Origin of the sequence: Cohnella sp. CFH 77786 (assembly GCF_019400745.1) — a bacterium.
Classification (GTDB): domain Bacteria; phylum Bacillota; class Bacilli; order Paenibacillales; family Paenibacillaceae; genus Cohnella.
Genome location: NZ_WJIB01000020.1, coordinates 17,891 through 41,925 on the forward strand (window position 1 = coordinate 17,891; position 24,035 = coordinate 41,925).

A 24,035-nucleotide genomic window follows, 5' to 3' on the forward strand; every position below is an offset into this window, starting at 1 on the left:
AAAAAGAGGCTAGGAATCCCCGCCCAATGCCAGCAGAAGAAGCAGCGAACAGGACAGCAAGAGGGGCCGCAGCCAATCGATCCGGACGTTAACCGGCTTATCGGGTTCGAGCACCTGTTGGATCCGGTAGTGCATCGTCGTGTCCGTAAAATGAACCGCAGCTGCCACATGGCGCAGGTTACTGCACTTCGACAGTTTCAACAACACGCTGCCCAGATGCAATTCCGTTCCCATCCTCCGGATGGCAAATCGATCGGCAAGGAGTTCATTCCATGTACGATAGTAGGTTAATACCGATCGGACAATCGGACAATAAACGAAGGCGTCCGACAGCAGGGTCAAGAGAAACAATTTCGCGTTATCCCGATTGCGGCAATGATACCATTCGTGCAGAAGAATTGCCTTGACCTCATCCTTGCTGAACATGCGCAGAACGGCGGTAGAGATGACGATTTTCGGGCGAAGCATCCCTAACGTCAATGCAACGAAGGCGTCGTCCCGCACGACGATCATTTCCGTTCCCCAACTTCGGTATGCAGAATGGAGACGTTTCGTTAGTTTGGCGTGCTTGCCGAGGCGATACCTCTTTAACCATTTTCGAGATAAATAGAATTGCGCGAGCAATCGCCAAACGGCTCTGCAAAGCGTGCAGCCGATCATCACGTCGAAAACGGCATAAGTCACGGTAACGACCCGATCGCTGCCGTTCCCCGATTGATGAACGGCGAGCGCTGCCATTTTCCAAATGGCGAGCACCGCGAATGCGACCGTTAACGCGTAAATCAACCTCAGCTTGACCGGGGGATTCATCGCGTTTTCCCCCTTTTTAATTCGTTTATTTTACGCTCCAATTTCTCGATCGTCTCCGGATCGACATCGTCGAGGGCATCGATCAAGTGGCTTACGACCATACTTCCGAAATCTTGGAGGAGTCCTTGCGACACCGCTCTCGTCTGTTCCGAAAGAAATTGTTCTCTAGACAGTATGGGGATGAAACGCGCTGCTTGAGTCCTGCCGGTTCCGGTCTGCACCTTCGTGAGATGGCCTTTGTCGAGCAGGCGATTCATGACTGTCATTACCGCATTGACGGAAATCGGGCTTTCCCGGCTGAGAATCGATTGCGCTTCCTTAACGGTTACTCCGCCGGTTGACCAGAGAAGGTCCATGATTCTCGCTTCCAGAGGTCCGAAAAAACGTTTCAGCCCTTCGCTTCCGACATTGAGTTTTTTGATCTGCATCTTTGACACGCTCCTATATACTACATAGTGTAGTATGATTATTTATGGACTGTCAACCTAATGAGACGGAAGGGGGATTCCGCCGATTCCAAATACAATGGAAGATGGACTGGATCGAGCTGGTTCTTCAAACATGATTTGCAGGGCCATTGTGTAAAAGGAAATTCGAAGCCGCCACCGAAGTTATATTTCATAGGAAAACCAACGATCAACGAGGATCGGACAACGGAGCGAAACCATGAAAACGTTCAAGAAGGTCTACGTCGAGATTACCAGCGTGTGCAACCTGGCTTGCAGCTTCTGTCCGCCGACGGAGCGCAAGTCGAATTTCATCAAGCTGGACACGTTCAATCATATCCTGGAACAAATCAAGCCGCATACGAAGCATATTTATTTGCATGTCAAAGGCGAACCGCTTCTCCATCCGAAGATTGACGAGCTGCTGGACGCGGCTCATGCCCAAGGGCTGACCGTGAATATCACGACGAACGGCACGCTGATCCATAAGGCGTGGCACAAGATCCTCGGCAAACCCGCCCTGCGCCAAATGAACTTCTCGCTCCACAGCTTTGACGGCCATGAAGGCTCGGAGGATCGGGAGGGCTATTTGCGGCAAATCCTGGATTTCGTCCGCGAGGCCTCCAAGCATAAGGTCATCTTCTCGTTCCGGCTATGGAACCTGGATCAGGACAACCTCACGAATCAGCAGAGAAACCGGAATCGGGCCACGCTGGAAATATTGGAGAGAGAATTCGGGCTGGATTACCGGATCGAGGAGAAGGTGACGCCGGGCAGCGGGTTGAAGGTTGCCGAGAACATCTACCTGAACCAAGACTATGAATTCCAATGGCCGAGCCTGCATGCGCCCGAAGACGATGGAGTCGGCTTCTGCCATGGGCTCCGCAGCCAGGCGGCGATATTAGTTGACGGAACGGTAGTGCCTTGTTGTCTTGACGGAGAGGGCGTCATCAACCTCGGGAACGTAAACGCGACGCCGTTTTCGGAAATCGTGGAGAGCGAGAGGGCGAATAACCTGTACGATGGTTTTTCCAGACGCCAGGCGGTCGAGGAGCTATGCCGAAAATGCGGATACCGGAAGAGGTTCGACTTGGAGCGCCAACAACAACGATATCTACATTCTGAGTAATCAGGAAGAAGAGAACATCGGCTGGATGAGGTATAGGTATTTTTGGGATACCCCCTCTTCATGAATATGATTTGGTTGGATGAAGAGTATCGGAATCAGGGTTTCGGAAAACTTGCTGAAATGGCACCTGCCCTAGCTGCGGGTGTTTTCTTTTCATAATAATCGACAGGAAAACCGGATCATTCGTCGAATTTTGTAGAATCATTCGTTTCGTTTGGAGGACAGCTATGAACGAATCCCAAGCTTCCACAATCGCGGTGCATAGCTTAATATCTTTGCCGGCAAACCGTTCGCAGCGGCGTTTTGCCTTCCTGATCGGCGTCATCGTCTGCCTTGTTTCGTTGATTTCGGCTCCGTTTGCCCGAGTCGCGCTGCCGGCCATGCAAGCATACCAACCGGCGATCTTCTCCACGATCGTATGCTTCGAACTGATTACAGCTTACGTATTATACAGCCAATTCCGGATCAACCGGTCGCCGTCGGTGCTTGCGCTTGCCTCGGGTTATCTCTTCTCGGGCGGCATGAGCTTGATGTATGTACTTACCTTCCCCGGCATCTTCTCCCCGACGGGGCTGTTTCATGCGGGGCTCCAGACGGCGCCCTGGATTTATTTGTTCTGGCATATGGGGCTCCCCGTGACGATTTCTTTGTATATGTTCCTGGATGATAAATACAAAGACGTGCAGCTGAGTCCCCGGAAAGCCTGGCAAGCGTCGGTACTCTCCTCGTCGGCGGTCGTTCTGGTGATGGCCGGTCTTACGTACTTCACGACCCGTGGCCATGATGGGCTCCCGATCGTCCTGGTCAACGGCCGGCTCACTCCCTTGTTCTTGTACGGATTCGGAACGCCGATCGTGCTGGCCAGTTTGATCGTAGGGGTGCTGTATTACCGGAGGACAAGGGGCAGAACGGTGACCGCAGCGTGGCTGTGCGTCGCTCTCCTTGCGTCGATGCTCGACGTGGTCATCATCCTATGCGGCGGCGGCAGATACAGCGTTGGCTGGTATGTGGCCAAATGGAACTCTTTCGTATGCGCGAACGCGGTGCTCGCGGGCATGATCTACGAGTTCACCAAATTATATTTGAGCATGACGGTTCTGTACCGCAAAGTGACCGAAAGCGAGAACAAATATAAAGAGCTGTTCGGCGCAAGCCAGCTGGCGGAACGGAAAATCGCCAAGCAAAACGAAATTATCGAACGCATGCTGGAATCCACCCACGAAGCGATCGTCATGTGCGATGCCGATGGACGGGTCGTGTTCGCGAACCGGCGATTCGAGCTGTTGTTCGAGAGGCCTCTGCTCAGCGGCCAGAAGCTGGCCGATTACTGCGCGCGCATGAAATCCGCCCACGGGACTTTGGCGGAAATCATCGAAGGCTACTTCGCCGGGCGGATCCGGCCCTTCCGCGAGCGGATTTCGGTCGTTACGAGCAAAGAGAAGACCCGATTTTACGAATGCTACGTCAGTCCGATATCCGACGAAGCGGACGGTACGCTTCACGGCCATCTCTTCGGCTTCCATGACCGGACGGATGAAGTGCGGATGGTTTACTACGACGAGCTGACCGGCCTCCCGAATCGAAGATATCTGGGAGAGCGGCTCATGGAAGCCATGGAACGGGCGAAAGACGGGATCGCGACGTTCTCCGTTTTCTTCATGGACCTGGACGGATTCAAAAAGGTGAACGATACGCTGGGGCATGAAATGGGAGACCGGCTGCTGCAGGAAGTCGCCGACATTCTGCAATCGTGCGTGAGTGATCGCGGCGTATGCGCCAGGTGGGCGGGCGATGAATTTATCGTATTGCTGGAAGTCATTGACCATCAAGAACAGTTGGAAGAAATCGCTCGGACGATCATCCAGGCGATTCAAGAGCTGCGGGAAATTGACGGCATGGAGGTCCGCGTTACGGCAAGCATCGGAGTCGCCATCTACCCGAATGACGGATCGGAAGGCAAAACCTTGATCCAGCATGCGGACCAAGCGATGTATGAAGCGAAAATGAGAGGCAAGAACAATTGTTGTTTTTACTCCTCCGTTTCGGGACAATAGAGGAAACTCCATTTTTCGGAAAATGGGAGGGTTTAACCTTGATCGTACTGGAAACGGAGCGGCTCATTCTTCGCCGTCAAACGACGGAGGACGCGGCATTTATCTTGAAGCTGATCAACGACCCCGATTGGATCCGGTTCATCGGCGACCGGGGCGTCAGGACGGTGGATGAGGCGCGGGACTATATCGTCAAATATCCGTTGGACATGTATGCCCGCTTCGGGTTCGGGTTTTATTTGACGGAGCTCAAGGACAGAGGCGTTCCGATCGGCATCTGCGGCTTGGCGAAGCGGGATTACTTGGAGGACGCGGACATCGGCTACGCCCTCCTTCCGGAGTTTCGGGGTCAAGGGTATGCTTACGAAGCTGCATCCGGCGTGATGGAATATGCCCAGTCCCGGTTGGGGCTCAAACGGCTTGTCGCGATCACATCCGAGGATAATCACGATTCGGGCAAGCTGTTGGAGAAGCTGGGGCTGCGGTTTGAAGGTGTGGTCGCGTATGGAGACACCGAGGAAAAAGTCCGGTTGTTCGGGATCAACTTCGCGTAACAGGGAATTGTTGGCCATTCTGGTGCCGATCATGGCCATGTTCCTCAGAGCTGGTATTACCGTCCGGATTCAAGGAAGAGATGATGAGCGAACGGTCCTTGAGAGGGCCGTTTTTTGTGATTACACGCTAGAAGTATAAAATCCGCCATCCTTTTTACGATGAGAGCTTTTTGGATGGCAGTGTCTTAGTACAGGGACAGGGATACAGATTTTGTAAGATTGTCACGGCTATAATCGCTTGACGTTATTTCGGTGCTCAGGCATGGGATCGCAAGCATGATCGTCATACTGGCGGGTCTCCGGATGGAGTCCCCCGATCGGTTGGTCGTCGCGCAGTTGAAGCGATTAGAAGGAAAACCTCCCTCTATTTTGGCGTTTTGGTCAGAAACGCACTATTAGTGGGAAAACCTCCCTCTATTTTTGGCGATACACGCTCAATTGGGGGTTTCCCCCGATTTTAGTGGGGGGTTTTCCCTCTAATTATCCATAATCCGCGAAATAATCGGAATTAGTGGGAGATTTTCCATCTAAACTTGACCGGCGGGGCGAATCCGGACACGCTGCTTCAAGTTGAAAGTTTCTTTAAACGCTTAGACTACCCAGAAGATTTGAGAGATCGCCACAGGAATTGGAAAGTTCATGACGAAGTATTCGTTAATCATACCCGCTCTATAAGGGAGGTCGTCCATGGAGTTTCCCGTGTATCTGCCGATCGGACCTTGGAAGCTTCATCCCCACCCGGTATTCGAAGCGCTCGCCTATTTCATAGGGTTTCGTCTCTACCTGTGGACCCGCAGGAAGGAACGGTTGCCGACGTTCCAAGCCTTATGGATTATCGTCGCGGCAGCTCTGGGGGCGGCGATCGGCTCGAAGCTGCTCTATTGGCTCGAGGATCCCGTGCTTACGATGAACCATGCGTTCGACGTCGTCTACCTGATGGAGGGCAAAACGATCGTCGGGGGTCTGCTTGGCGGACTTGTCGCGGTGGAGCTGATGAAGAGGAAACTCGGGATCACGCAGTCGACCGGAGACGACATGGTGTTTCCGCTCCTCGTGGCGATCGCCATCGGCCGAGTCGGTTGTTTCCTGACGGGATTGTCGGACCATACCTACGGAACCGCGACTTCCTTGCCTTGGGGCGTCGATTTCGGGGACGGGGTAAAACGGCATCCGACGCAGCTTTACGAGATCGCGTTTCTCGTTTTATTAGGCGGCTTGCTTAGGTACACTCAATCTAGGACCGGCCGAAAACAACCGTTGCCGGACGGTGCCGGGTTTCAGCTGTTTATGGCCGGCTATCTGCTGTTCCGGTTGACCGTCGATTTCATCAAGCCAACGCCGCATCCCTATCTGGGGCTGAATAACGTTCAACTCGCATGTCTCGCCGGTTTAATCTACTATGGCTTCCTCATCATTCCCTGGATCCGATCGAGAAGGCGCGACAAGGAGATGGCCTATGCCGGACAAAGTTAGACCTTACCTGTTCCTGGAGCTGACCAACAGCATCTGCGCCCATTGTCACCGGAAAGTCGAAGCCAAAATCGTGGCCGAGGAAAACCGGGTGTATATGTTAAAGCACTGCATGCAGCATGGAAGGCAGAAAGTGTTGATTTCGACCGATCTCGAATATTACCGTCGCAGCCGGACGTTCATCAAACCCGGGGAAATGCCCCTGAAATGGAATACCCCCATCCGGTACGGCTGTCCGTACGATTGCGGCTTATGTCCCGATCATGAACAGCACAGCTGTCTATCGCTCATCGAAATCACCGACCGTTGCAATCTGGAATGTCCCATCTGTTACGCGGAATCCTCGCCGCATCGGCTGTCGTATCGACCTTTGGAACAGATCGAGTCGATGCTGGATGCCGTGGTCGCGAATGAAGGGGAACCTGACGTCGTCCAGATCAGCGGGGGAGAACCGACCCTTCATCCCCGGTTTTTCGAGATCTTGGATGCTGCGAAGGCCAGGCCCATCAAGCATCTCATGGTCAATACGAACGGAATCCGCATCTCCCAAGACCGGGCGTTCGTGGAGCGTCTGGCTTCTTACATGCCCGGCTTCGAAATTTATTTGCAATTCGACAGCTTCGACCGCGATACCCTGATGGAACTGCGAGGTGCCGATCTGCGGGAGGTGCGCAGGAGGGCGCTCGAACATTTGAACGAGTTTAATCTCTCCACGACCCTGGTCGTGACCCTGAAAAAGGGACGGAACGACAAAGAAATCGGGGACATCCTGAATTACGCCGTACGGCAACGCGCGGTGCGCGGCGTAACGTTCCAACCCATTCAAGAAGCCGGTCGAACCGAGGACTTCGATTCGGGCGAGAACCGGCTCACCCTAAGCGAAGTGAGGCAAGGCATTCTCGATCAGACGGACCTGTTCGCGCCGGACGATTTATTGCCCGTTCCCTGCCATCCGGATTGTCTGGCTATGGGTTATGCCTTGAAGCTGGGCGATGAAGTCATTCCGCTAACCGGCCTCATCCCGCCCGAGACGCTGCTCGAGGGTACCCGCAGCACGATCGTTTTCGAACAGGATCCCGAAATCAAAAACCGGTTGTTCTCCTTGTTCTCGACTGCGCACTCTCCCGATTCGTCGGCACTCTCGTTGAAGCAGCTTCTCTGCTGCTTGCCTCTGCTTCAGGTTCCCGAGCCCATCAGCTACGACAACGTATTTCGGGTCATTATCATGAAATTCATGGACGCCCACGATCTGGACATACGTTCCGTCAAGAAGTCTTGCGTCCACATCGTCCATCCGGATGGGAGAATCATTCCGTTCGATACGTATAATCTGTTCTATAGGGACGGCAAGGAAGAAGAACTGGAGCGGCTGAGAGAGGAGAGGATGCCCCCGTGGGAGAGGATCAACGGATGAATCCGGATGAACGACAGCCGAGCCCCCGATCGCATCGGACAACGGATGTGGTCCTCGGCTTTTTTCTTTGCTTGGGGCTGCACTTGCTGCATCTATTGTACATTCCGGCCGTAATCGTCATCGGACTAACGCAGTGGCTTTACGTGATTCCCATGCTGATCGTCTTCCGGCGACGGAAAGGCGTCATGCAAGGACTTCTGATCGCGGCAGCTTTGACTTTCCTGTTGAATGCGGCGTGTTTCGGGATCGTCTTGTCAAACTTATAGGTGCGGCTTCCTCTCGAAGCGGGCACATGAAGATCACCGCCGAACCCGGACCGTGTCCGGGTTCGGCGCGTTCACAGCTTGGCATCCAGCCAGGGAAGGATGAGCGGCAGAACCTCCGAGGCCTGCATCGCCCGCGTGTGATCGAGTCCGCCCAGAACCCGGACGTCCCAACCGTACCCCTCGATCTCCTCTCTCCGGGTTAGGAGCGGACCGGCGATGTCCACCGCGACGTTCCCCCAACGCTCCCCGTAGTCGATTCTGTCGGCGGTTCCCGCAAAACAAAGGCGAGAGCAGGTTATTCGTGCCTGCGCCAAGCTATCGTTAAAGTCCTGCAAATCCTGATACAGGGTGACGAATTGTTGGGTCTGGGCTTGGCTCATGGTGACTTCGAAAGTGGACCAGTCGAATTCTTCCGAGGAAGAGTTTTGCGGGGGATTCGGGTTCGCCGCTGCGGAGATCGACATCTCGAGAGTCGCCGCCGTTACGCGCAGCATCTCCTTGTATGGACCGCCGATTGGAGGGAAGCCGCCCATGATGAGCGCAGATAGCCTGTCGGTCCGAAGAGCCAATTGCATGCCGATCAGCGCGAGCCATGAGTATCCGTAATAGGCGAATCGTTCGGCACCTGCCGCGTCCGCAATGGCCAGGAGGTCTCGAACGATGTTGGCGGGCTTCAGAGTGTCGGGTTTCGGTACTTGAAGGACATGGCCTTCGTAGTCGAAAGCGATGACGCGGTACCGGTCTCTCAGACCGTCCATAAGCGTACGCCCCAGGGCGGGGTCCGCTCCCCATTTTCTCATTTCCTCGGCTTGCTGCCCCTGGAGGGGCTCCGGATTGACCGGAAGCAGAATCGCCGGTCCATCTCCCTCGGCCCTGACTCCAATCCGGCTTCCATCGTGCAATGTCGCCTCCATCATGATGGCTCTCCTCCTCCATCGGTTATCTCGTCGATAAACTTGTATTTTCCAGCGTGCAAGGATTGCAATAACTTTCGGGTAGCGGAGACCACGTACTCCATGTATCCGATCCACATACCGACCAGCTCGGGATGCTTCGAAGGATCGGACGGGATGGGTTCCGTCGGCAGGGTTTTCAAAAAGGCGACCGATTGATTCAGGGGGATGAGGCGCTCTTCCAGAATTGATATGACATGCTGCCGGGGAAGCATCTCCATGAATGCGATCCCTGCCGCCAACTGCTGGAGATCGTTGCTCTTCAGGGCATTCTCCAGAAGAGTCTGGAATTCGGTCTTGCCTTGTTCGGTTAGCATATACTCCGTACGGGACGGACCGAGCTTGGCGGGGTTGCCTGAATCTGCCGGCATGATCATTCCTTGCGCTTCGAGCTTCTCCAGCGCATGGTAGATGGAACCCGGTTTGACGCTGGTCCAAGTATCGGCACGCCAAGAGGTCAAATCTTGGTGGACACCGTAACCGTGCGTAACCCCCCTTCGAAGAATGGTTCCCAACACAAGCAATCTTACCGTGGACAATTCCGATGGCCTCCTCAGTTGGGATGGTGAGATGAGTATAATAGAGAACGGTTCATCTAGTCAAATTTGAATAGATAGGTGTATGAAAACGGTGAAAATCCGATAAACGTAAATCGAATCCGACCGCGAAAGTGGTTCTGAATCACATCATCCGCGAATCCGAATATTTCGTCGGCATTGCGCAGACGCTTTTCGGCTTAGCGACGATCTGGCTGAACCGTATCATACGTTCGGTTCCTTTTCACAAATCATTAGGCTAATACATCTAAAGACCTATATAAAATAATCCAATACATTGGTACATTTTTCCTTATAAAATCGATTTAAATCGAACCGTTGGAATAAAGGCAAACCCGTTGAAAAGCGGGGACGCAAACCTACAGGGGCTAAGGTGGACATGCAGGGTCCGCGATGCCAGCCAGTTGCCGAAACGGCGGATGAACCTCCGTCGGCCAGACGGAGGTTTTCGCGTTCAATAAATACACCCAGGCAGTGGCACCCGGAAGGGTTAGAGGAGGAGGAACGCGCCAACTTGGGTTGAGGAAGGGGCCAGAAAAACATCCCTAAAGGATGCCGGTCAAGCCCTCTACTTGCATAAACATCAAAGGAGTGAAAATAATGACGCAACTTGTAGTGAAGGCGCCGGGGCCGGTGTTTACGGACCCGGAGGGGTAAACTGCGGACTTCGATCCTGGGTCCCCCCGTTAAGCTGAGTTCATTTCATCTTCCTTTACGAGAGAGGCAGTCTGTACGAAACCAGTCCGAGCCGTCGCTGCGGAAGTTCGTTGGCATCCGTTCCCGGTTCGCCACACACGACAACGTCATAACATTTTGCGGAGGATAAAGAACATGCCAATTTCACTTCGTAAACGAAGTCATTTCCTCAAACGCATCATTTCCGCATTGCTCAGCGGACTGCTCGCATTTTCTGTACTCGTGTCTTTGCTGACATCCCCTGACGCGGCATCCGCGGCGCCGACAACGAAGACTGCGGTGGTTCAGAACAGTGCTGGCAATACTGCGGCCGTGCAAGGACAAGCAGTTACCAGCCAGATACCTGACTTGTATTATAATACTTCCCAGTTAACCCTTGGGAACGACACCATTGAGGTAAGACCGTACATCCAATTCGATCTTTCGTCAATACCGGCCGATGCGACCGTCGCCAACGCCACTTTGGAAATGACCTCGATCGTTTCCATGTTTAACAAAAATAACGTTAGCGCAACGGTAGCTGTTTATGGGGTTATGGGCGCCTGGAACGAAAACACGATTACGTGGAACAGCGCGCCGGCGTTTGCCCCCGATCCTGTCTCAACGCAACAGGTCAATGGTTATGCTACTGCCTCGAAAACGCAGTTTGATTTGACCGGCCTGGCGCAGCAATGGATCGATGGAAGCTTGCCGAACTATGGGATGGTGCTGCGATCCGAGCATTTCTCGTCGGGGTTTTGGAGCCGAAGATATTATCCAGACGAGAACCTGACCTTAGGACCTAAGCTGACCGTCACTTACACCGTGAATGACTTGACGGTTACGCCGCCGCAGTTGAGCCTGGTCAAGGGCGGAAGCGGAGCGCAGCTAACAGCCGGCTCTGATCATCCGAACGGCATCAAGCCCGGTGTGACGTGGACGTCCAGCGATTCATCCGTAGCGGCAGTGGACGCGAACGGGTTCGTCACGCCGGGAAATACGCCGGGAACTGCGACGGTAACCGCGACTACGGTAGACGGGCGTACGGCGGCAAGCACCGTAACTGTCCCGGCGAGCAGCAATGCGGACCTGAGCAGCCTGACGCTGTCGCAGGGGACGCTCAGCCCGGCGTTCAGCAGCGGAGTGACAGGGTATTCGGCCACAGTAGCCAATAGCGTGACGAGCGTGGATGTGGCGCCGACGACGGAGGACTTGAAAGCCGCTGGTACGGTTAACGGCAAGGTCGTCGCGAGCGGCACACCGTCAACCGTTCCTCTGAACGTGGGGAACAATATCGTGAAGGTCATCGTCACGGCTGAGGACGGGACGACGCAGAAGCTGTATACGATAACGATCTACCGCGCACCGAGCAACAGCGCCGAATTGAACGGTTTGTCCCTGTCCCGGGGGACGCTCAGTCCCGCGTTCAGCAGCGGAACGCAGCTCTACGGCGCAACTGTGGCTAACAGCGTAACGAGTGTGACGGTAACCCCGACGGTGGCGGAACCGAACGCGACCGTCACGGTGAACGGGCAGTCCGTGGCAAGCGGCAGCGCGTCTGGGGCCATCCCGCTGATCGTGGGGGATAACCCGATCAACGTAACGGTCACGGCGCAGGACGGCGCGACGAAGAAGACGTATACGATAAAGGTAACTCGTACGGCAAGCAGCAACGCGGACTTAACCGATTTGTCGGTGTCCGAGGGAAGCCTGGCCCCGGCATTCGGCAGCGGCGTGCAGCAGTACAGGGTCAATGTGGCGAACAACGTGACGGGCATCACGGTCACCCCGGCGTTTGCGGATGCCAACGCGACGATAATGGTGAACGGAACGCAGGCGGCAAGCGGAACCGCTTCGCCAAACATCCCGCTGAACGTCGGGGACAATTCAATTAACGTAACCGTAACGGCTCAGGATGGGTCGACGGCAAAGACGTACACCATCACGGTGAACCGTGCCCCGAGCGCGAACGCGAATCTGAACAATCTGTCGCTGTCCCAAGGCGTGCTCAGTCCGGCATTCTCCAGCGGCATGACGGCCTACTCGGTGTCGGTGACGAACAGCGTATATCGCATGACGGTTACGCCTGCGGCAGCGGAGTTCAACGCGGTTGTGAAGGTGAACGGGATCCCTGTAACCAGCGGCACGGCATCGCAGGATATTCCGCTAAACGTAGGAGACAACGCCATCAACGTGACGGTGACCGCACAGGACGGCACAACGACGAAGACGTATAGCGTCAAGGTCACGCGCGCACCGAGCGCCTCAGCGGACTTGACCAACCTGGAACTGTCGGACGGCGTGCTCAGTCCGGCATTCGATATAGGGACGACCGGTTATACGGCTACAGTGGCGAACAGCGTAAACAACCTGACGGTCACTCCGCGGGCAACCGACGCGAACGCGACGATCACGGTCAACGGCATTCTGACGGCAAGCGGAACGCGTTCCTCGGCGATCCCGCTGAACGTGGGAGATAACACGATCAACGTAATCATAACGGCACAGGACGGCACGACGACGAAAATATACACGGTAAAGGTGACCCGCGCGCCGAGCAACAGCGCCGAGCTGAGCCATTTGGCGTTGTCCGAGGGAAGCTTGAGTCCGGCCTTTGCAAGCGATGTATGGAGTTACACGTCGACCGCGGCGAGCTATGTGAAGAGCGTAAGGGTCAAGCCGTGGACGGCCGATCCGAACGCGACGGTCACGGTCAATGGCCAACCGGTGGCAAGCGGAGCGCCGTCGGGTCTCATGGTGTTGAATCCGGGAGACAACCTGATTGACGTGACGGTGACGGCGCAGGACGGCACGACGACCAAGACATATACGGTGAACGTAAGGCTCGAAGCGAGTACGGATGCGAATCTGATCAACCTGGCCTTGTCGAGCGGAAGCTTGAGCCCGCTCTTTGCGAGCGGGGTTCAAAGCTATAGCGCATCGGTGGCCAACGATGTCTCAAGCGTAACGGTGACTCCGACCGCATCGGATCTGAATGCGACGCTGAGCGTGAACGGAAATGCCGTAGCGAGCGGAGGGTCCTCGCCATCGATTCCGCTGAGCATAGGCAGCAATACGATCAAGGTGGTCGTGACCGCGCCGGATGGCACGACGACGAAGACGTACACCGTGACGGCGACGCGCGAGCGCGTGTCTTCATCCGCCGATAGGTCTTCGACGGACTCGCCTTCCACCGGTGTCACCGGCAGCGGGGGCGCTGCGTCCGATAAAACAATAGGGATCAGCGTCATTGTGAACGGCAAGGTGTATGATCAACTCGCCACAGGCACGACAACCCAAGAGGACGGAAAAACCGTGCTTACGGTGACGGTGGATACGGCCAAACTGGCGGCGCAGCTTGCGAAAGAGGGCGGCAACCCGGTCGTCATCGTCCCGGTTGCCATGGTGAAAGCGGACAAAGTGACGGCTCTGTTGACCGGGGACGTAGTAAAAGCGATGGAGAACAGGCAGGCCGTATGGGATGTGGAGACGGTTAACGGAAACTACAAGCTGCCTGCGGCGGAAATCGGGATCGACCACTTGTCGGCGCAGCTTGGCGGTGAAGCGAAACTGTCGGACATCGTCGTTCATGTGGACATTGCGAAAAGCGACGAGGGAAAGGTCAAACTCGCGGAAAGCACGGCGGAGAAAGGAAAGTTCAGCGTTGTCGTACCGCCGGTCGATTTCACGGTAATCGCTTCGTACAACGGCAAAACAGCGGAAGTGGACAAATTTAATGCGTATGTAGAACGTGAAATCCCGCTGCCTGACGACATCAATGCAAACAAGATTACAACCGCTGCCGTGCTTGCGGCCGACGGAACGCTCTACCATGTGCCGACCTACATTACCGTTCGCGACGGGAAGTATTACGCGGTTGTGAACAGCCTGACGAACAGCACGTACGCCTTGATCTGGAACCCGGCGACGTTTGCGGATGCAGCAGACCATTGGTCGAAGGATGCGGTGAACGACATGGCGTCGCGTCTGATCGTGTACGGAGCCGATGAGATGAATTACAATCCGAATACGGCAATCACGCGCGCGGAGTTCGCGGCGGTTATCGTCAGGGCGCTGGGACTGAATGACAACGGAAAAACCTCGGCTTACGGCGATGTAAAGTCCGGCGACTGGTACTACGGTGCTGTGGCGAAAGCGGAGGAATACGGCATCATTGCGGGATACGAAGATGGAACGTTCCGCCCAATGAAGACGGTCACCCGCGAAGAAGCGATGGCGATGATCGCGCGGGCGATGAAGCTGGCGGGACTCGACACGAACGTCAGCGGCACGGAAGCGGCATCCGTACTCGCCCGGTTTGCGGATGGCGCGGCGGTACACGCTTGGGCGAAGCAAGCGGTCGCGGCCACGGTAAAGAGCGGATTGGTCCAGGGCCGGGAAGCAGGGCTGAGGCCGACGAGCGATATCACCCGAGCGGAGACGGCGGCGATCGCGCAGCGGATATTGATCAAGGCCAAGCTGATCGACAGCAGAAATTCCAAGTAATCATGTTACAGGGGTTGCCGCCGAGTAGAAATTTTGACTTGGAGGCAACCCCTCTTTTTATGAGCTTATTGTCGCGCGGCGGCTGTAGAATCGGCCAATGTTCTCTAGAAGCGTTCGAAGCAATCGTAATTCCTTTGCCGATAGATTTTGCCATCCTTGAAGTCGAAGATACAGCAGAAGTAGGCCTTGAGTTGCTGGCCGTCCTTGAAAGCGCCGAGATCCGCTCCGACAACCGCCGTCCATACCACTTCCGTTATCAGCGTATCGCCGGATTCGTAGGATTTCCGGATGTCGAACTTCTGTTCCTTAAGAAGCTTTTTCCCGTTGGGAATCCTTTGCATGAGCGTCTCATAGTTGCTTACGGTAACGTTTGGGGTGATGAGGTTCGGAAACTCCGTTTGCTCGATCTCCGGATGCAATAGAGTCTTATAGTCGGGTTCCGATAGGCTGAACGACTCGCACAGTTCGAAAAACCTTCTGACCGTTTCCAATTTCATCCCAAGCACCGACCTTTCGTTCCGGGTTACCCACGAAATGAGTATACGATGCTGATATCGGGATGAATGTTACGAATTCGCAAACTCCGTTACAGATTCCGTAACGACTCTACGCGGTCCAGTGGACAGGACGGGTCAGAAACTGCGGCAGCTGCGTACGGGCATCGCCCTTCGCTGCGTTCAGCTGGGCCTGGGTGAGGAAGAGGCTGCCGCCCAGGTTGGCGCCCCTGATATCCGCATCCCGGAAGTCGGCCCCGATCAGGTCGGCCGTTCGGAGGTCGGCCTCCCTGAGGTCGGCGGCAATCAAATAGGCTCCTCTCAAATTGGCGAAACGGAGGTCGGCTCCCCGGAGCTTGGCGCCGATCAGATCGGCTCCCCGTCGTACGTTCTTGCGCGGCTTCGGGGGATTGCCGTCCCGCCGGCGGGCGTCTTCCCGCACGAGCTCGCTGGTTTGGAGGAGCAGGGTGTTGACCTCCGCGCGGTGCGCGGCCGCATCGAGATCCAGGAGAGAGTCGGGACCCAGTTCCGTCAGCCGCTCCGTCTTCTCAAGCGTTTGACGGAGGGCATCGTAGATCGGACGTGCGGCTTGCAGCATCAACGCTTCGTTCAAGTACCAGAGCAGCTCGTGGAGCTGACGCATGATCGGGAGCGCTTGGAACATTCGATCCGCGGTTTCCGGCGCCTGCCGCCAGTCCCGTCCGCCGAAGGTGATCTGCGACACCTTCTGCCCGGCGCCGAAGCAATCGAAAACCGTACACCCCCGGAATCCTTGTTGCCGGAGGCCGTCATGAATGCCGCAGCGGAAGTCCGAACGCAGATTCGGGCAAGGCTGCCCGGCGGCTTTGTCGATCGCGAAGTCCTCCGAAGCCGCGAAGGGCAGCGCGGCGCAGCACAAGCCGAAGCATCGCTCGCAGTCGGCCTGCAGGGTGCGGCGATAGAAGTCGGGACTCCGGTCATTCCGGTCATTTCGATCAATCTGAGGCATCGGGATAACTCCTTTGTTTTCGAGGGACACGTTGCGGGGAATCGTGAATGATGGATGTCGGGATAACGCATCCAACACTTCCAACGTCCGGGTGATACGATTGGTGAAAACCATCGCAACGATCTTTTCCGTGATCATGCTGCTGGCAACCGCGGGATTTACCGTTTACAGCTTTACGTTTCCCTTCAAAGCAGGACACCCGTTGCAGGGTGTCTGGTTTGCGCTTATCTTCATAGGAAGCTCGCTTGGGATCCTGATTTCACTGTTAAGAAGACATGGCACTTTCCGCAGATGGGCTTTGATTTCAGCCGTCGGTCCTGCGTTCTTGCTGTTGTTCATGGTTCTCTATATAACGCTTGGTTACGTCCTTCTCGGGGTGTGATCCCGCCGTGGTGTCGCAGGACCTGCAATGGATGTCTTCGCGTTATGGTCTCGAGAACTTCCGGACGGCCTTCCTCAGCATCATGCCCAGGAAATAGATGGCGGGGGCAGGATCCGTCGGGCTCCAAATCGCGGGGGCCCGCTTCGTAAAATGCGATTTGACGATCTGCGCGACGCCGAGCTGTTTGGATTTGACGTAGTCCCGGGATGCGATCAGATCCTCGAACAGATAGCAGAAAGCGATGCCCGTATCGTGCCGAACCGCCTGGCTGCCGATCGGTTGGCCCGTCAACTCGCGGTAGGCAAGCAGGGGAAAGTTGATTCCGCATTTACGAAGCAGGGGGTCCAGAGTCGTCGTTCGGGCATTCACTTCGAGCAGATAGAACTTGCCGGAGTCCGCATCCTTCTTGAATTCGATTTCCGCGAATCCCTTGTACCCGATAGCCTCGAGGAACGGCGCTCCAATCCGGTGCAAATCCTCCACATGCTTCTGCTTGGTGAAGGAAGATGCTCCGAAGCGGATGGGAAACTGCCTCATTTTCTGGCACGTCATCCAATGGGTGACCTTCGAATTCCGATCCAGGTAGGCATCGAACGTATACACATGGTCGTCGAAGCCCGGGATGATCCTTTGTACGATGACCTCGAGTTTGGCCCGGTGCGCTTTCCCAATTGCTTCTTTAACCTCGTCAATATTGTTGCAGATAAAGCTTTTCGTTCTGAAAACGGAGACGAATGCGGGGGAATCGGTCGGTTTCACGATACAGGGAAACCCGATTTCCGCGATCACTCGTTCTTCGAACCGATCCGCCGCCGGACTTAGGGATTCCGGTACGAATACGCCATGCTTCGCGGCGAGGTCGTGGAGATGCCGTTTATCCATGATTCGGCTCCAGTTTCCCTGCGCCGTCATGTTAATGAGGTAGTGGTTTCGCAGCTCGTCCAAATGGGAATCCACGAATTCCACATAAGGGTCTACGCTGGGAAACAGCACGGGCTTCGCATCCTGTTTCTTGGCGTAGTCGACCATATAGCGCAGAAGCTCCTCCGGCCGCTCCCGGTAATGGGGCACGATGAATTGTTCGGCCAGATACCTGGATTTCGCTCCGTAGGTATTCGCTTTGGAATAATCCATGGCAACGGTATGGATCCCCTGGGAGCCGAGTCCTCTGATGATGCTTAATCCCGTGTAGAAATTCGAGCCTAGAATGACCGCTTTATTTTTCAACAGGAATGCACTCGCTCTCGTCATCGTAATGGACATCCGAAACGGATTTGGCCGAACGATTCTTAACTACCTAAATCATAACAGATTTGCAACGAGAAAACCGCCTGCTGCAGGAGACAGGCTGAGTCGTTTGATGGAATGCTTACGGCGACGGATTGAACGAAATGCTGTAGGAGTAATATAATCCAGCTTACAATGACTGTAAATAGTACAGCTCCTTTTCCAGGGACTAATCCTCTTCCTGTAACCAAGCTCAAGATCGTCACCCGATCAGCAGGGGAGCATCTTCCAATTCAAGTACGATTTCACCGTTCGGGAAACACCGGCGAAGACAAAGAGCGCTGCCCAAGCGCCTAGTGTGATTGTCTTCAGCCAATAAGTCCGTTTGAAGCGGGTCGGAAAAAGGCTTCAATGCAGAGGCGGTGCAGGAACGGACGGAACAACTTGACAGCCGCCCGTTATCGGGTAAAATATAGTTAGAATTCTAACTAAATGGTGGTTATCGAAGATGGACGGAGAAAACCTGAACTGGCAGTGGGATCAAGGCCCGATTGGCCGTATGGTGAAAACGGGGTACATCACGCTCCGGCGGGAAATGGAGGAGTTGCTCAAGCCCACGGGACTCACCCATACGCAGTGGAGCGCACTCGGGGTCATCCGCCATTATCCGGGCATTACACCGTCCCAGCTGGAGCAGATCCTGATGATCGAACGCCCCAGCGTCACGAGCTTGATGAACGGACTGGCCGCCAAAGGTTTGATTGTCCGCAAAGATCATCCCGAGGATGGACGCTACAAGCTGATCTATTTGACGGATGAAGGAGTGAAGAAGGCGGAGGAGACGCAGCATTTTGCCTTGGCGGTAGAGGAACGGGTCAAAGAGGGCATGACGGAATCGGAATTCGTTGCCTTGAAGGCTCTGCTCGTGAAAATGGTGGGGGTGTTCGAGAAAGGGTAAGGAGAGGAAAGTCTTATTTTGCTCACATAGTTAGAATTCTAATTATATGAGGAGAGGTGCGTCTATCACGAAAAAATGGGTGCGCGTGTTGGGGTGGATCGCGGTGGGGGCAACTTCTCTATTTTTCATTCAAAACGGCATCCAGAAGCTGGCGGGAACGAGCCCAATGGTGGAGATGTTCCGTGAATTGGGTTATCCCGATTGGGCCAGGTTCGCGGTCGGATGCGTCGAGCTTGCGGGAGCCGTCCTTATGGCGCTCCCCCGGTTAACGCTGTATGGTGCTTCGCTCCTAAGCGTTCTGATGTTGGGTGCGGTACTGACGGAATTCAGTGCCGGTCATGGATTCGAGGCCGTTTTGGCAGGGCAGTGGCTCGTCGTAGTCCTGGTAACCGCAGGGGTGCGGTATCGGGTTTTGAGCAGGAAGAGGACGAAAGAGAATGGAATGCGGCAATAGGAAACGTTCGAGGCGGCGAGCCCTGCCACGAGAGCGGAGGCGGTCATGATGGTTTACAATCTGATTCGGTTGAGTAGGACCGCCATTTAACGATAGAAACCGCCTAATTCAAAGTTTGAATTAGGCGGTTTCTATCATGTATCCGGCAGGATCAAGGCGAACGGGTTACCGTTATTGTCCGCTCATCACACTTACGACTTCCGAAGCGCTTAATGCGCGGTCGTAGACTCGGAAATCATCAACTTTTCCATTGAGATAGGGGTCGGCATATTGGGAACGGCCGATCCAGTTTTGCGTAGTTGCACCCAAATCGGATGGTTTAATCGTCATCGCGATGTTGCGTCCCACTTCAATGCCATCGACATATAGAATGCCTGTTGGGCCGTTTAGCGTGACGGCTACATGGTGCCAGCCGCTTGTTGGCAGAGCCGAGGTTCCATCAATTTGTTGTTCAGCCGAGTTGTTGTTCTTGATGGCGAAGCGGATTTTGCCATTTTGTCCATTTTGCGTTGTAAGGAACATATTGGTAGCCGTCCCTGAACCAAAGTCAAAAATACGAGTCCACTTGCTTGATGAATTCAAGTAAACCCAGGCCGTAACCGTACAAGTGCTGTTGCTCGAGACGATGCCAACAGGAAGAGAAACATAGCCGTTTGTTCCGTTGAGACTTACTGCATTGCCGCTATTTCCAGGAGCCCATGAACCTCCGCCATTAACCAATGCATTATTCCCGTATAACGATGCGTCAACTGCCGTCGTCCCGCTTGCTTCGTCTAACTTATACCATGCCTTCAAGCTGGGATCAAGCAAAGTTGTTGCTGATACTATACTCGACATGACGGATTCTCCAGATTCATTCACTGCCGTTACTTTGTAATAATAAGCGGTATTAGCCTTTAATCCTGTATGAACGAATGTTGTCCCTTCGATAACACTGCGATTTAATTTTGTATAGACTGCATTAACTACATTGGAATCCGTTGCATATAGGTTATAACCCGTTGCTCCCGTTACTTCCGACCAGCTCAGGTTTATGGAAGTATGGTCTGCCGCTGCCGCAGTTAATCCCGCCGGAGCAGATGGCGACAGTGTTTGCCCATTCATTACCTCGGTAATTTCGGCTGCGTTTATAGCACGGTTATAGATTCGGAAATCGTCAACTTTACCATTAAGATAAGGGTCGTTGAATTGAGAGCGTCCAATCCAGTTTTGCGTAGTAGAGCCCAAATCAGATGGTTTAATTGTCATAGCGCTGTTGCGTCCCACTTCAATCCCATCGACATATAGAATGCCTGTTGCGCCATTTAACGTGACGGCTACATGGTGCCAGCCTCCGGTTGGCAGAGCCGATGTTCCATCAATTTGTTGTTCAGCCGAGTTGTTGTTTTTGATGGCAAAGCGGATTTTGCCATTTTGTCCATTTTGAGCTGTAAGGAACATATTGGTAGCCGTTCCCGAACCAAAGTCAAAAATACGCGACCAGTTACTTGTTGAATTCAGGTAAACCCAAGTTGCAATCGTGGAAGTACTGTTACCCGAGACTATGTCGTTAGGAAGAGAAACATAGCCGTTGGTTCCGTTAAGGCTTATTGCTTGGCCTCCGTTATATCCCGTATCCCATGAACCTCCGCCATTAACCAATGCGTTATTCCCGTACCCCGATGCGTCAACTGCCGTCGTCCCGCTTGCTTCGTCAAGCTTATACCATGCCTTCAAGCTGAGGTCAGGCAAACGATTTACGGTTGTTGCTGATACTATACTCGACATGACGGATTCTCCGGCCTCATTTACTGCCGTTACTTTGTAATAGTAAGCGGTATTGGCCTTTAAACCTGCATGAACGAATGTTGTCCCTTCTATCACACTAGTATTTAATTTAGTATAAACTGCGTTAACTGCTCTGGAATCCGAAACATACAGATGATAACCGGTTGCTCCCGTTACGGCCGACCAACTCAGGTTTATGGTGGTATTGTCTGCCGCTGCCGCTGTTAATCCTGCCGGAGCTGATGGCAGGTGCGGCGGCAAGGTTTGCCCATTCATGACTTTGGTAATTTCAACTGCGCTTAAGGCACGATTGTATATTCTGAAATCGTCAACGTTGCCATTAAAATACGGGTCTGCATACTGGGAGCGCCCGATCCAGTTTTGCGTAGTAGCACCCAAATCAGATGGTGTAATCGTCATCGCGCTGTTGCGCCCAACTTCATTACCGTCAACGTAGAGAATGCCTGTTGCGCCATTTAACGTAACGGCTACATGATGCCAGCCTCCTGTTGGCAGAGCGGCTGTTCCATCAATTATTTGTTGAGCCGAGTTGTTGTTTTTGATGGCAAAGCGGATTTTGCTATTTTCTCCATTTTGAGCTGTAAGAAACATGTTGGTAGCGGTCCCCGAGCCAAAGTCGAATATGCGCATCCAGTTTCTTGCTGAATTCAGGTAAACCCATGTGGAAATTGTGCCAGTTGTGCTGTTGGAGACGATGCCGCTTGGAAGAGAAACATAGCCGTCTTTTCCATTCAGACTCACTGCATTGCCGCTGTTTCCGGCAACCCATGAACCTCCGCCATTCACAGATGCGTTATTGCCATAACCTGATGAATCCGCTGCTGACATTCCGCTGGTTTCATCAAACATATACCATGCCTTCAAGCTGGGATCAGCTATTGCCTTTACGGTTGCTGTAAAGTTTTGTCCGTTATATGCGGCTGTAATCGTACTGGTACCTGGAGCCACATATGTAACTAAACCCGTTGAATCCACGGTCGCCACAGCTGGATTGGATGAAGTATAGACGGCTTGATTTGTAAGATCCTGATAGGTTCCATCCGTATTGACAACCGATAATTTCGTTACATGTTTCTGATTCAAACCCAGTTCATAACTAGTAGAATCCAATTGTGGAATGTTGTTTCCTGGTGTTGTTACGGACACGGGACCTGATGTCGGTCCTCCGGCTACGACTACCTTGTAGTAATAAATCGTATTAGGATCTACTGCTGTATCCGTATACGATGTTTCTCCAATCGGTGCGCTGGTGAGCTTTGTATAGGTTCCATCTGCAGAAGTAGATTTGTATATATTGTAGCCCAGCGCATATGCTGCAGCTGTCCAGCTCAAGCTTATGGCGTTCTGACCTTCGTATTTTGCTGTTAAATTTGTTACCGGGCTTAAAGTTTTCCAGTTGCTCGTACCATCTTGCTTTGCTGCATCGGCTGTGAACGGCAACGTAGCCGTCAGATAATCTTTATTGGCAAACAGAGGAGCCCTCGTTTCAACTGCATAAGCCAGATATTTGTATTTTTCCTGCGTCATATCCTGATGTTCTATATATTTATAGTAGTTATATAAAAGAGCTAAGAACTGAGCGTCTATCCTGTCCCCGCCATTGATCTTTGTAAAAGACCAAGGATTACAAGGCGTAAATAGAACATCATAACCTAGGTTATGTTTCAAAAGATAATTAGTGCCTTCCAATATCCGGTCATCCAGGAAATTATACGGATTCACCGCATTAGCGGCAGTGGACATGGTTCCATTGACCGGGTCAACTTTAGTCCCCTGGATAAAGAGCGTCTGTGCTAATGAAGACAGTCCGGCCACATTAATCCAGGCATGACCCATATCACGCCCCGCTTCTATTAACTGCACGTGATAATCCGATGGATCCAACGGTTCTCCCGTTAGTTCATTTGCGGTCATATAACGCATTGCCTGCTTAATCGATCCATTGATTCCGCCCTTATCGCCTGCGGAATTCACTGTAGTTGCTTCTACAGCTTCTGCATACAGCTTCAAGTCATTCTTGAAGATTGCTCTTGCAAGACCTCCTTCAACACTAAACTGATGCTGGTTAAGAAAAAAAGTATGGAGGTTGTAATTCAAGGCAAAAATGTCAAAGACGCGTGTAAGTTGTGCAGTATCATTATCCGTCCATTTCAGACTAACGGTCGGAGTATCGGAATAGCGCAGAATTTCTGCCGATGCCGCCAAATTATGAGTGATAGCCGAAGTCCTTAAACTGCTATAACCTCCACCGGACTGTATAAGTTCAAAATTTCTTATGATGGTCATGGCATTTTTTCGGTAAACCTCGTCACCGGTAATATACCACATAATAGCCTGTTTGAAGCAATTTTCAGAGTCCCACTGAGCAGGGTGCTCAAAAGCTTCCTGGGGATTGGAGTAAAATACGCCGTCAACAGTCGCCGACCAAGGGCCACGAAGATGTATAAATAAATCATTATTGGGCTGAAACCACATTCTCACAGTCTTACTGCTGGCAGGTTGACTAGCATAATGCTGAAATGCCGTATTCCAAGGCTCATCTCCCGCTCTAACATGATCCCGCATATTGTCCAGATCGGCCAGTGACATTAAAATGCCCGGATGGTGGATGGTTCCTGTTATCGTATTCCCATTGGAATCCGTATAGGAAACATTCGCATCCGCATTGACCACCTGCGGTTTATAAGACGTAATTAACGATGAAACGGCCGCTGCCGCTTTCTTTGCCCCAATGTTCCCCAACCCGATAAAGCTTGTCAGCATCAATACGGAACAAAGAATGCCTGAAAGAACCTTTTTAGAACGTTCACGATACCTAAATGAATTCATTGTACGTTTCCTCCTTATTTTGTTGACCAATAAAAAACGAACCCTTCTGAGCCGACAGAAAGGTTCGCATGGTTGACCATTATG

The 24,035-nt window shown here is 53.3% G+C and carries 18 protein-coding genes, 1 pseudogene and 1 riboswitch; of the genes and pseudogenes, 11 read left to right on the forward strand and 8 right to left on the reverse strand.

The annotated features are described in order from the left end of the window. Window positions 1-9 precede the first annotated feature (9 nt). Both GE107_RS22755 and GE107_RS22760 read right to left on the reverse strand, forming a co-directional pair. On the reverse strand, window positions 10-810 hold the full coding sequence (locus GE107_RS22755; protein ID WP_219643525.1) for a M56 family metallopeptidase: 801 nt from the start codon (window positions 808-810) through the stop codon (window positions 10-12). Next, the gene (locus GE107_RS22760; protein ID WP_219643526.1) at window positions 807-1,238 is read right to left on the reverse strand and encodes a BlaI/MecI/CopY family transcriptional regulator; all 432 of its coding nucleotides are present in this window, start codon (window positions 1,236-1,238) and stop codon (window positions 807-809) included. Before GE107_RS22760 ends, GE107_RS22755 begins: the two co-directional genes overlap by 4 nt. Before the next feature lie 238 nt (window positions 1,239-1,476). On the opposite strand from GE107_RS22760, the gene GE107_RS22765 reads away from it, so the two are divergent. The 7 genes and pseudogenes from GE107_RS22765 (at window position 1,477) to GE107_RS22790 (ending at window position 8,140) form a co-directional block, all read left to right on the forward strand. Next, the gene (locus GE107_RS22765; protein WP_219643527.1) at window positions 1,477-2,385 is read left to right on the forward strand and encodes a radical SAM/SPASM domain-containing protein; all 909 of its coding nucleotides are present in this window, start codon (window positions 1,477-1,479) and stop codon (window positions 2,383-2,385) included. A 16-nt stretch (window positions 2,386-2,401) separates the two neighbouring features. Further along, window positions 2,402-2,496: pseudogene (locus GE107_RS26800) on the forward strand (GNAT family N-acetyltransferase); the annotation flags it as partial. Window positions 2,497-2,612: 116 nt separating this feature from the next. Next, window positions 2,613-4,439 carry a diguanylate cyclase domain-containing protein gene (locus GE107_RS22770; protein ID WP_219643530.1) on the forward strand — a complete coding sequence of 609 codons (1,827 nt, stop codon included), beginning with the start codon at window positions 2,613-2,615 and terminating at the stop codon, window positions 4,437-4,439. Window positions 4,440-4,477: 38 nt separating this feature from the next. Then, window positions 4,478-4,990 (forward strand): GNAT family N-acetyltransferase, encoded by a 513-nt coding sequence (locus GE107_RS22775; RefSeq protein WP_219643532.1) that lies wholly within the window; start codon window positions 4,478-4,480, stop codon window positions 4,988-4,990. 687 nt (window positions 4,991-5,677) lie between these two features. Further along, window positions 5,678-6,463 (forward strand): prolipoprotein diacylglyceryl transferase, encoded by a 786-nt coding sequence (locus tag GE107_RS22780; protein WP_219643534.1) that lies wholly within the window; start codon window positions 5,678-5,680, stop codon window positions 6,461-6,463. Continuing rightward, window positions 6,447-7,874 (forward strand): radical SAM protein, encoded by a 1,428-nt coding sequence (locus GE107_RS22785; RefSeq protein WP_219643535.1) that lies wholly within the window; start codon window positions 6,447-6,449, stop codon window positions 7,872-7,874. The genes GE107_RS22780 and GE107_RS22785 overlap by 17 nt, the downstream gene beginning before the upstream one ends. Next, window positions 7,871-8,140 (forward strand): hypothetical protein, encoded by a 270-nt coding sequence (locus tag GE107_RS22790; RefSeq protein WP_219643537.1) that lies wholly within the window; start codon window positions 7,871-7,873, stop codon window positions 8,138-8,140. Before GE107_RS22785 ends, GE107_RS22790 begins: the two co-directional genes overlap by 4 nt. Window positions 8,141-8,211: 71 nt before the next feature. Here GE107_RS22790 and GE107_RS22795 read toward each other — a convergent pair whose 3' ends face one another. Together GE107_RS22795 and GE107_RS22800 are read right to left on the reverse strand one after the other, a co-directional pair. Then, a complete protein-coding gene (locus GE107_RS22795) occupies window positions 8,212-9,057 on the reverse strand; it encodes an alpha/beta fold hydrolase (protein WP_219643539.1) in 846 nt (281 codons plus the stop codon). Continuing rightward, the gene (locus tag GE107_RS22800; protein WP_219643541.1) at window positions 9,054-9,632 is read right to left on the reverse strand and encodes a PadR family transcriptional regulator; all 579 of its coding nucleotides are present in this window, start codon (window positions 9,630-9,632) and stop codon (window positions 9,054-9,056) included. The genes GE107_RS22795 and GE107_RS22800 overlap by 4 nt, the downstream gene beginning before the upstream one ends. A 336-nt stretch (window positions 9,633-9,968) precedes the next feature. Beyond that, window positions 9,969-10,062, forward strand: a riboswitch (cyclic di-GMP riboswitch). Window positions 10,063-10,481: 419 nt separating this feature from the next. Between GE107_RS22800 and GE107_RS22805 the strand changes: the two genes are divergently transcribed. Further along, window positions 10,482-14,831 (forward strand): cadherin-like beta sandwich domain-containing protein, encoded by a 4,350-nt coding sequence (locus tag GE107_RS22805; RefSeq protein ID WP_219643543.1) that lies wholly within the window; start codon window positions 10,482-10,484, stop codon window positions 14,829-14,831. Window positions 14,832-14,935: 104 nt separating this feature from the next. Here the strand turns inward: GE107_RS22805 and GE107_RS22810 are convergent, their stop codons facing one another. Further along, complete coding sequence (locus GE107_RS22810; RefSeq protein WP_219643545.1) at window positions 14,936-15,328, reverse strand: nuclear transport factor 2 family protein; 393 nt, start codon at window positions 15,326-15,328, stop codon at window positions 14,936-14,938. 109 nt (window positions 15,329-15,437) lie between these two features. Beyond that, a complete protein-coding gene (locus GE107_RS22815) occupies window positions 15,438-16,313 on the reverse strand; it encodes a pentapeptide repeat-containing protein (RefSeq protein WP_219643547.1) in 876 nt (291 codons plus the stop codon). Between the two features lie 103 nt (window positions 16,314-16,416). On the opposite strand from GE107_RS22815, the gene GE107_RS22820 reads away from it, so the two are divergent. Continuing rightward, the gene (locus GE107_RS22820) at window positions 16,417-16,695 is read left to right on the forward strand and encodes a hypothetical protein (RefSeq protein WP_219643549.1); all 279 of its coding nucleotides are present in this window, start codon (window positions 16,417-16,419) and stop codon (window positions 16,693-16,695) included. 42 nt (window positions 16,696-16,737) lie between these two features. Here GE107_RS22820 and GE107_RS22825 read toward each other — a convergent pair whose 3' ends face one another. Next, on the reverse strand, window positions 16,738-17,946 hold the full coding sequence (locus GE107_RS22825; RefSeq protein WP_255570781.1) for a carboxylate--amine ligase: 1,209 nt from the start codon (window positions 17,944-17,946) through the stop codon (window positions 16,738-16,740). Between the two features lie 484 nt (window positions 17,947-18,430). Here GE107_RS22825 and GE107_RS22830 point away from each other — a divergent pair, with 484 nt between their 5' ends. Next, window positions 18,431-18,880, forward strand: a complete 450-nt coding sequence (locus GE107_RS22830; RefSeq protein ID WP_219643550.1) for a MarR family winged helix-turn-helix transcriptional regulator — start codon at window positions 18,431-18,433, stop codon at window positions 18,878-18,880. A 103-nt stretch (window positions 18,881-18,983) separates the two neighbouring features. Then, on the forward strand, window positions 18,984-19,334 hold the full coding sequence (locus GE107_RS22835) for a DoxX family protein (protein ID WP_370636499.1): 351 nt from the start codon (window positions 18,984-18,986) through the stop codon (window positions 19,332-19,334). A 171-nt stretch (window positions 19,335-19,505) separates the two neighbouring features. Here the strand turns inward: GE107_RS22835 and GE107_RS22840 are convergent, their stop codons facing one another. Then, on the reverse strand, window positions 19,506-23,951 hold the full coding sequence (locus tag GE107_RS22840) for a LamG-like jellyroll fold domain-containing protein (protein ID WP_219643552.1): 4,446 nt from the start codon (window positions 23,949-23,951) through the stop codon (window positions 19,506-19,508). Between the last annotated feature and the right edge of the window lie 84 nt (window positions 23,952-24,035).

Bases quoted from the DNA above. Each gene is read 5' to 3' on its own strand.
- GE107_RS22755 (WP_219643525.1), bottom strand. From the start codon at position 810: ATGAATCCCCCGGTCAAGCTGAGGTTGATTTACGCGTTAACGGTCGCA.
- GE107_RS22760 (WP_219643526.1), bottom strand. From the start codon at position 1,238: ATGCAGATCAAAAAACTCAATGTCGGAAGCGAAGGGCTGAAACGTTTT.
- GE107_RS22765 (WP_219643527.1), top strand. From the start codon at position 1,477: ATGAAAACGTTCAAGAAGGTCTACGTCGAGATTACCAGCGTGTGCAAC.
- GE107_RS22770 (WP_219643530.1), top strand. From the start codon at position 2,613: ATGAACGAATCCCAAGCTTCCACAATCGCGGTGCATAGCTTAATATCT.
- GE107_RS22780 (WP_219643534.1), top strand. From the start codon at position 5,678: ATGGAGTTTCCCGTGTATCTGCCGATCGGACCTTGGAAGCTTCATCCC.
- GE107_RS22785 (WP_219643535.1), top strand. From the start codon at position 6,447: ATGCCGGACAAAGTTAGACCTTACCTGTTCCTGGAGCTGACCAACAGC.
- GE107_RS22790 (WP_219643537.1), top strand. From the start codon at position 7,871: ATGAATCCGGATGAACGACAGCCGAGCCCCCGATCGCATCGGACAACG.
- GE107_RS22795 (WP_219643539.1), bottom strand. From the start codon at position 9,057: ATGATGGAGGCGACATTGCACGATGGAAGCCGGATTGGAGTCAGGGCC.
- GE107_RS22805 (WP_219643543.1), top strand. From the start codon at position 10,482: ATGCCAATTTCACTTCGTAAACGAAGTCATTTCCTCAAACGCATCATT.
- GE107_RS22810 (WP_219643545.1), bottom strand. From the start codon at position 15,328: ATGAAATTGGAAACGGTCAGAAGGTTTTTCGAACTGTGCGAGTCGTTC.
- GE107_RS22815 (WP_219643547.1), bottom strand. From the start codon at position 16,313: ATGCCTCAGATTGATCGAAATGACCGGAATGACCGGAGTCCCGACTTC.
- GE107_RS22825 (WP_255570781.1), bottom strand. From the start codon at position 17,946: ATGACGAGAGCGAGTGCATTCCTGTTGAAAAATAAAGCGGTCATTCTA.
- GE107_RS22830 (WP_219643550.1), top strand. From the start codon at position 18,431: ATGGACGGAGAAAACCTGAACTGGCAGTGGGATCAAGGCCCGATTGGC.
- GE107_RS22840 (WP_219643552.1), bottom strand. From the start codon at position 23,951: ATGAATTCATTTAGGTATCGTGAACGTTCTAAAAAGGTTCTTTCAGGC.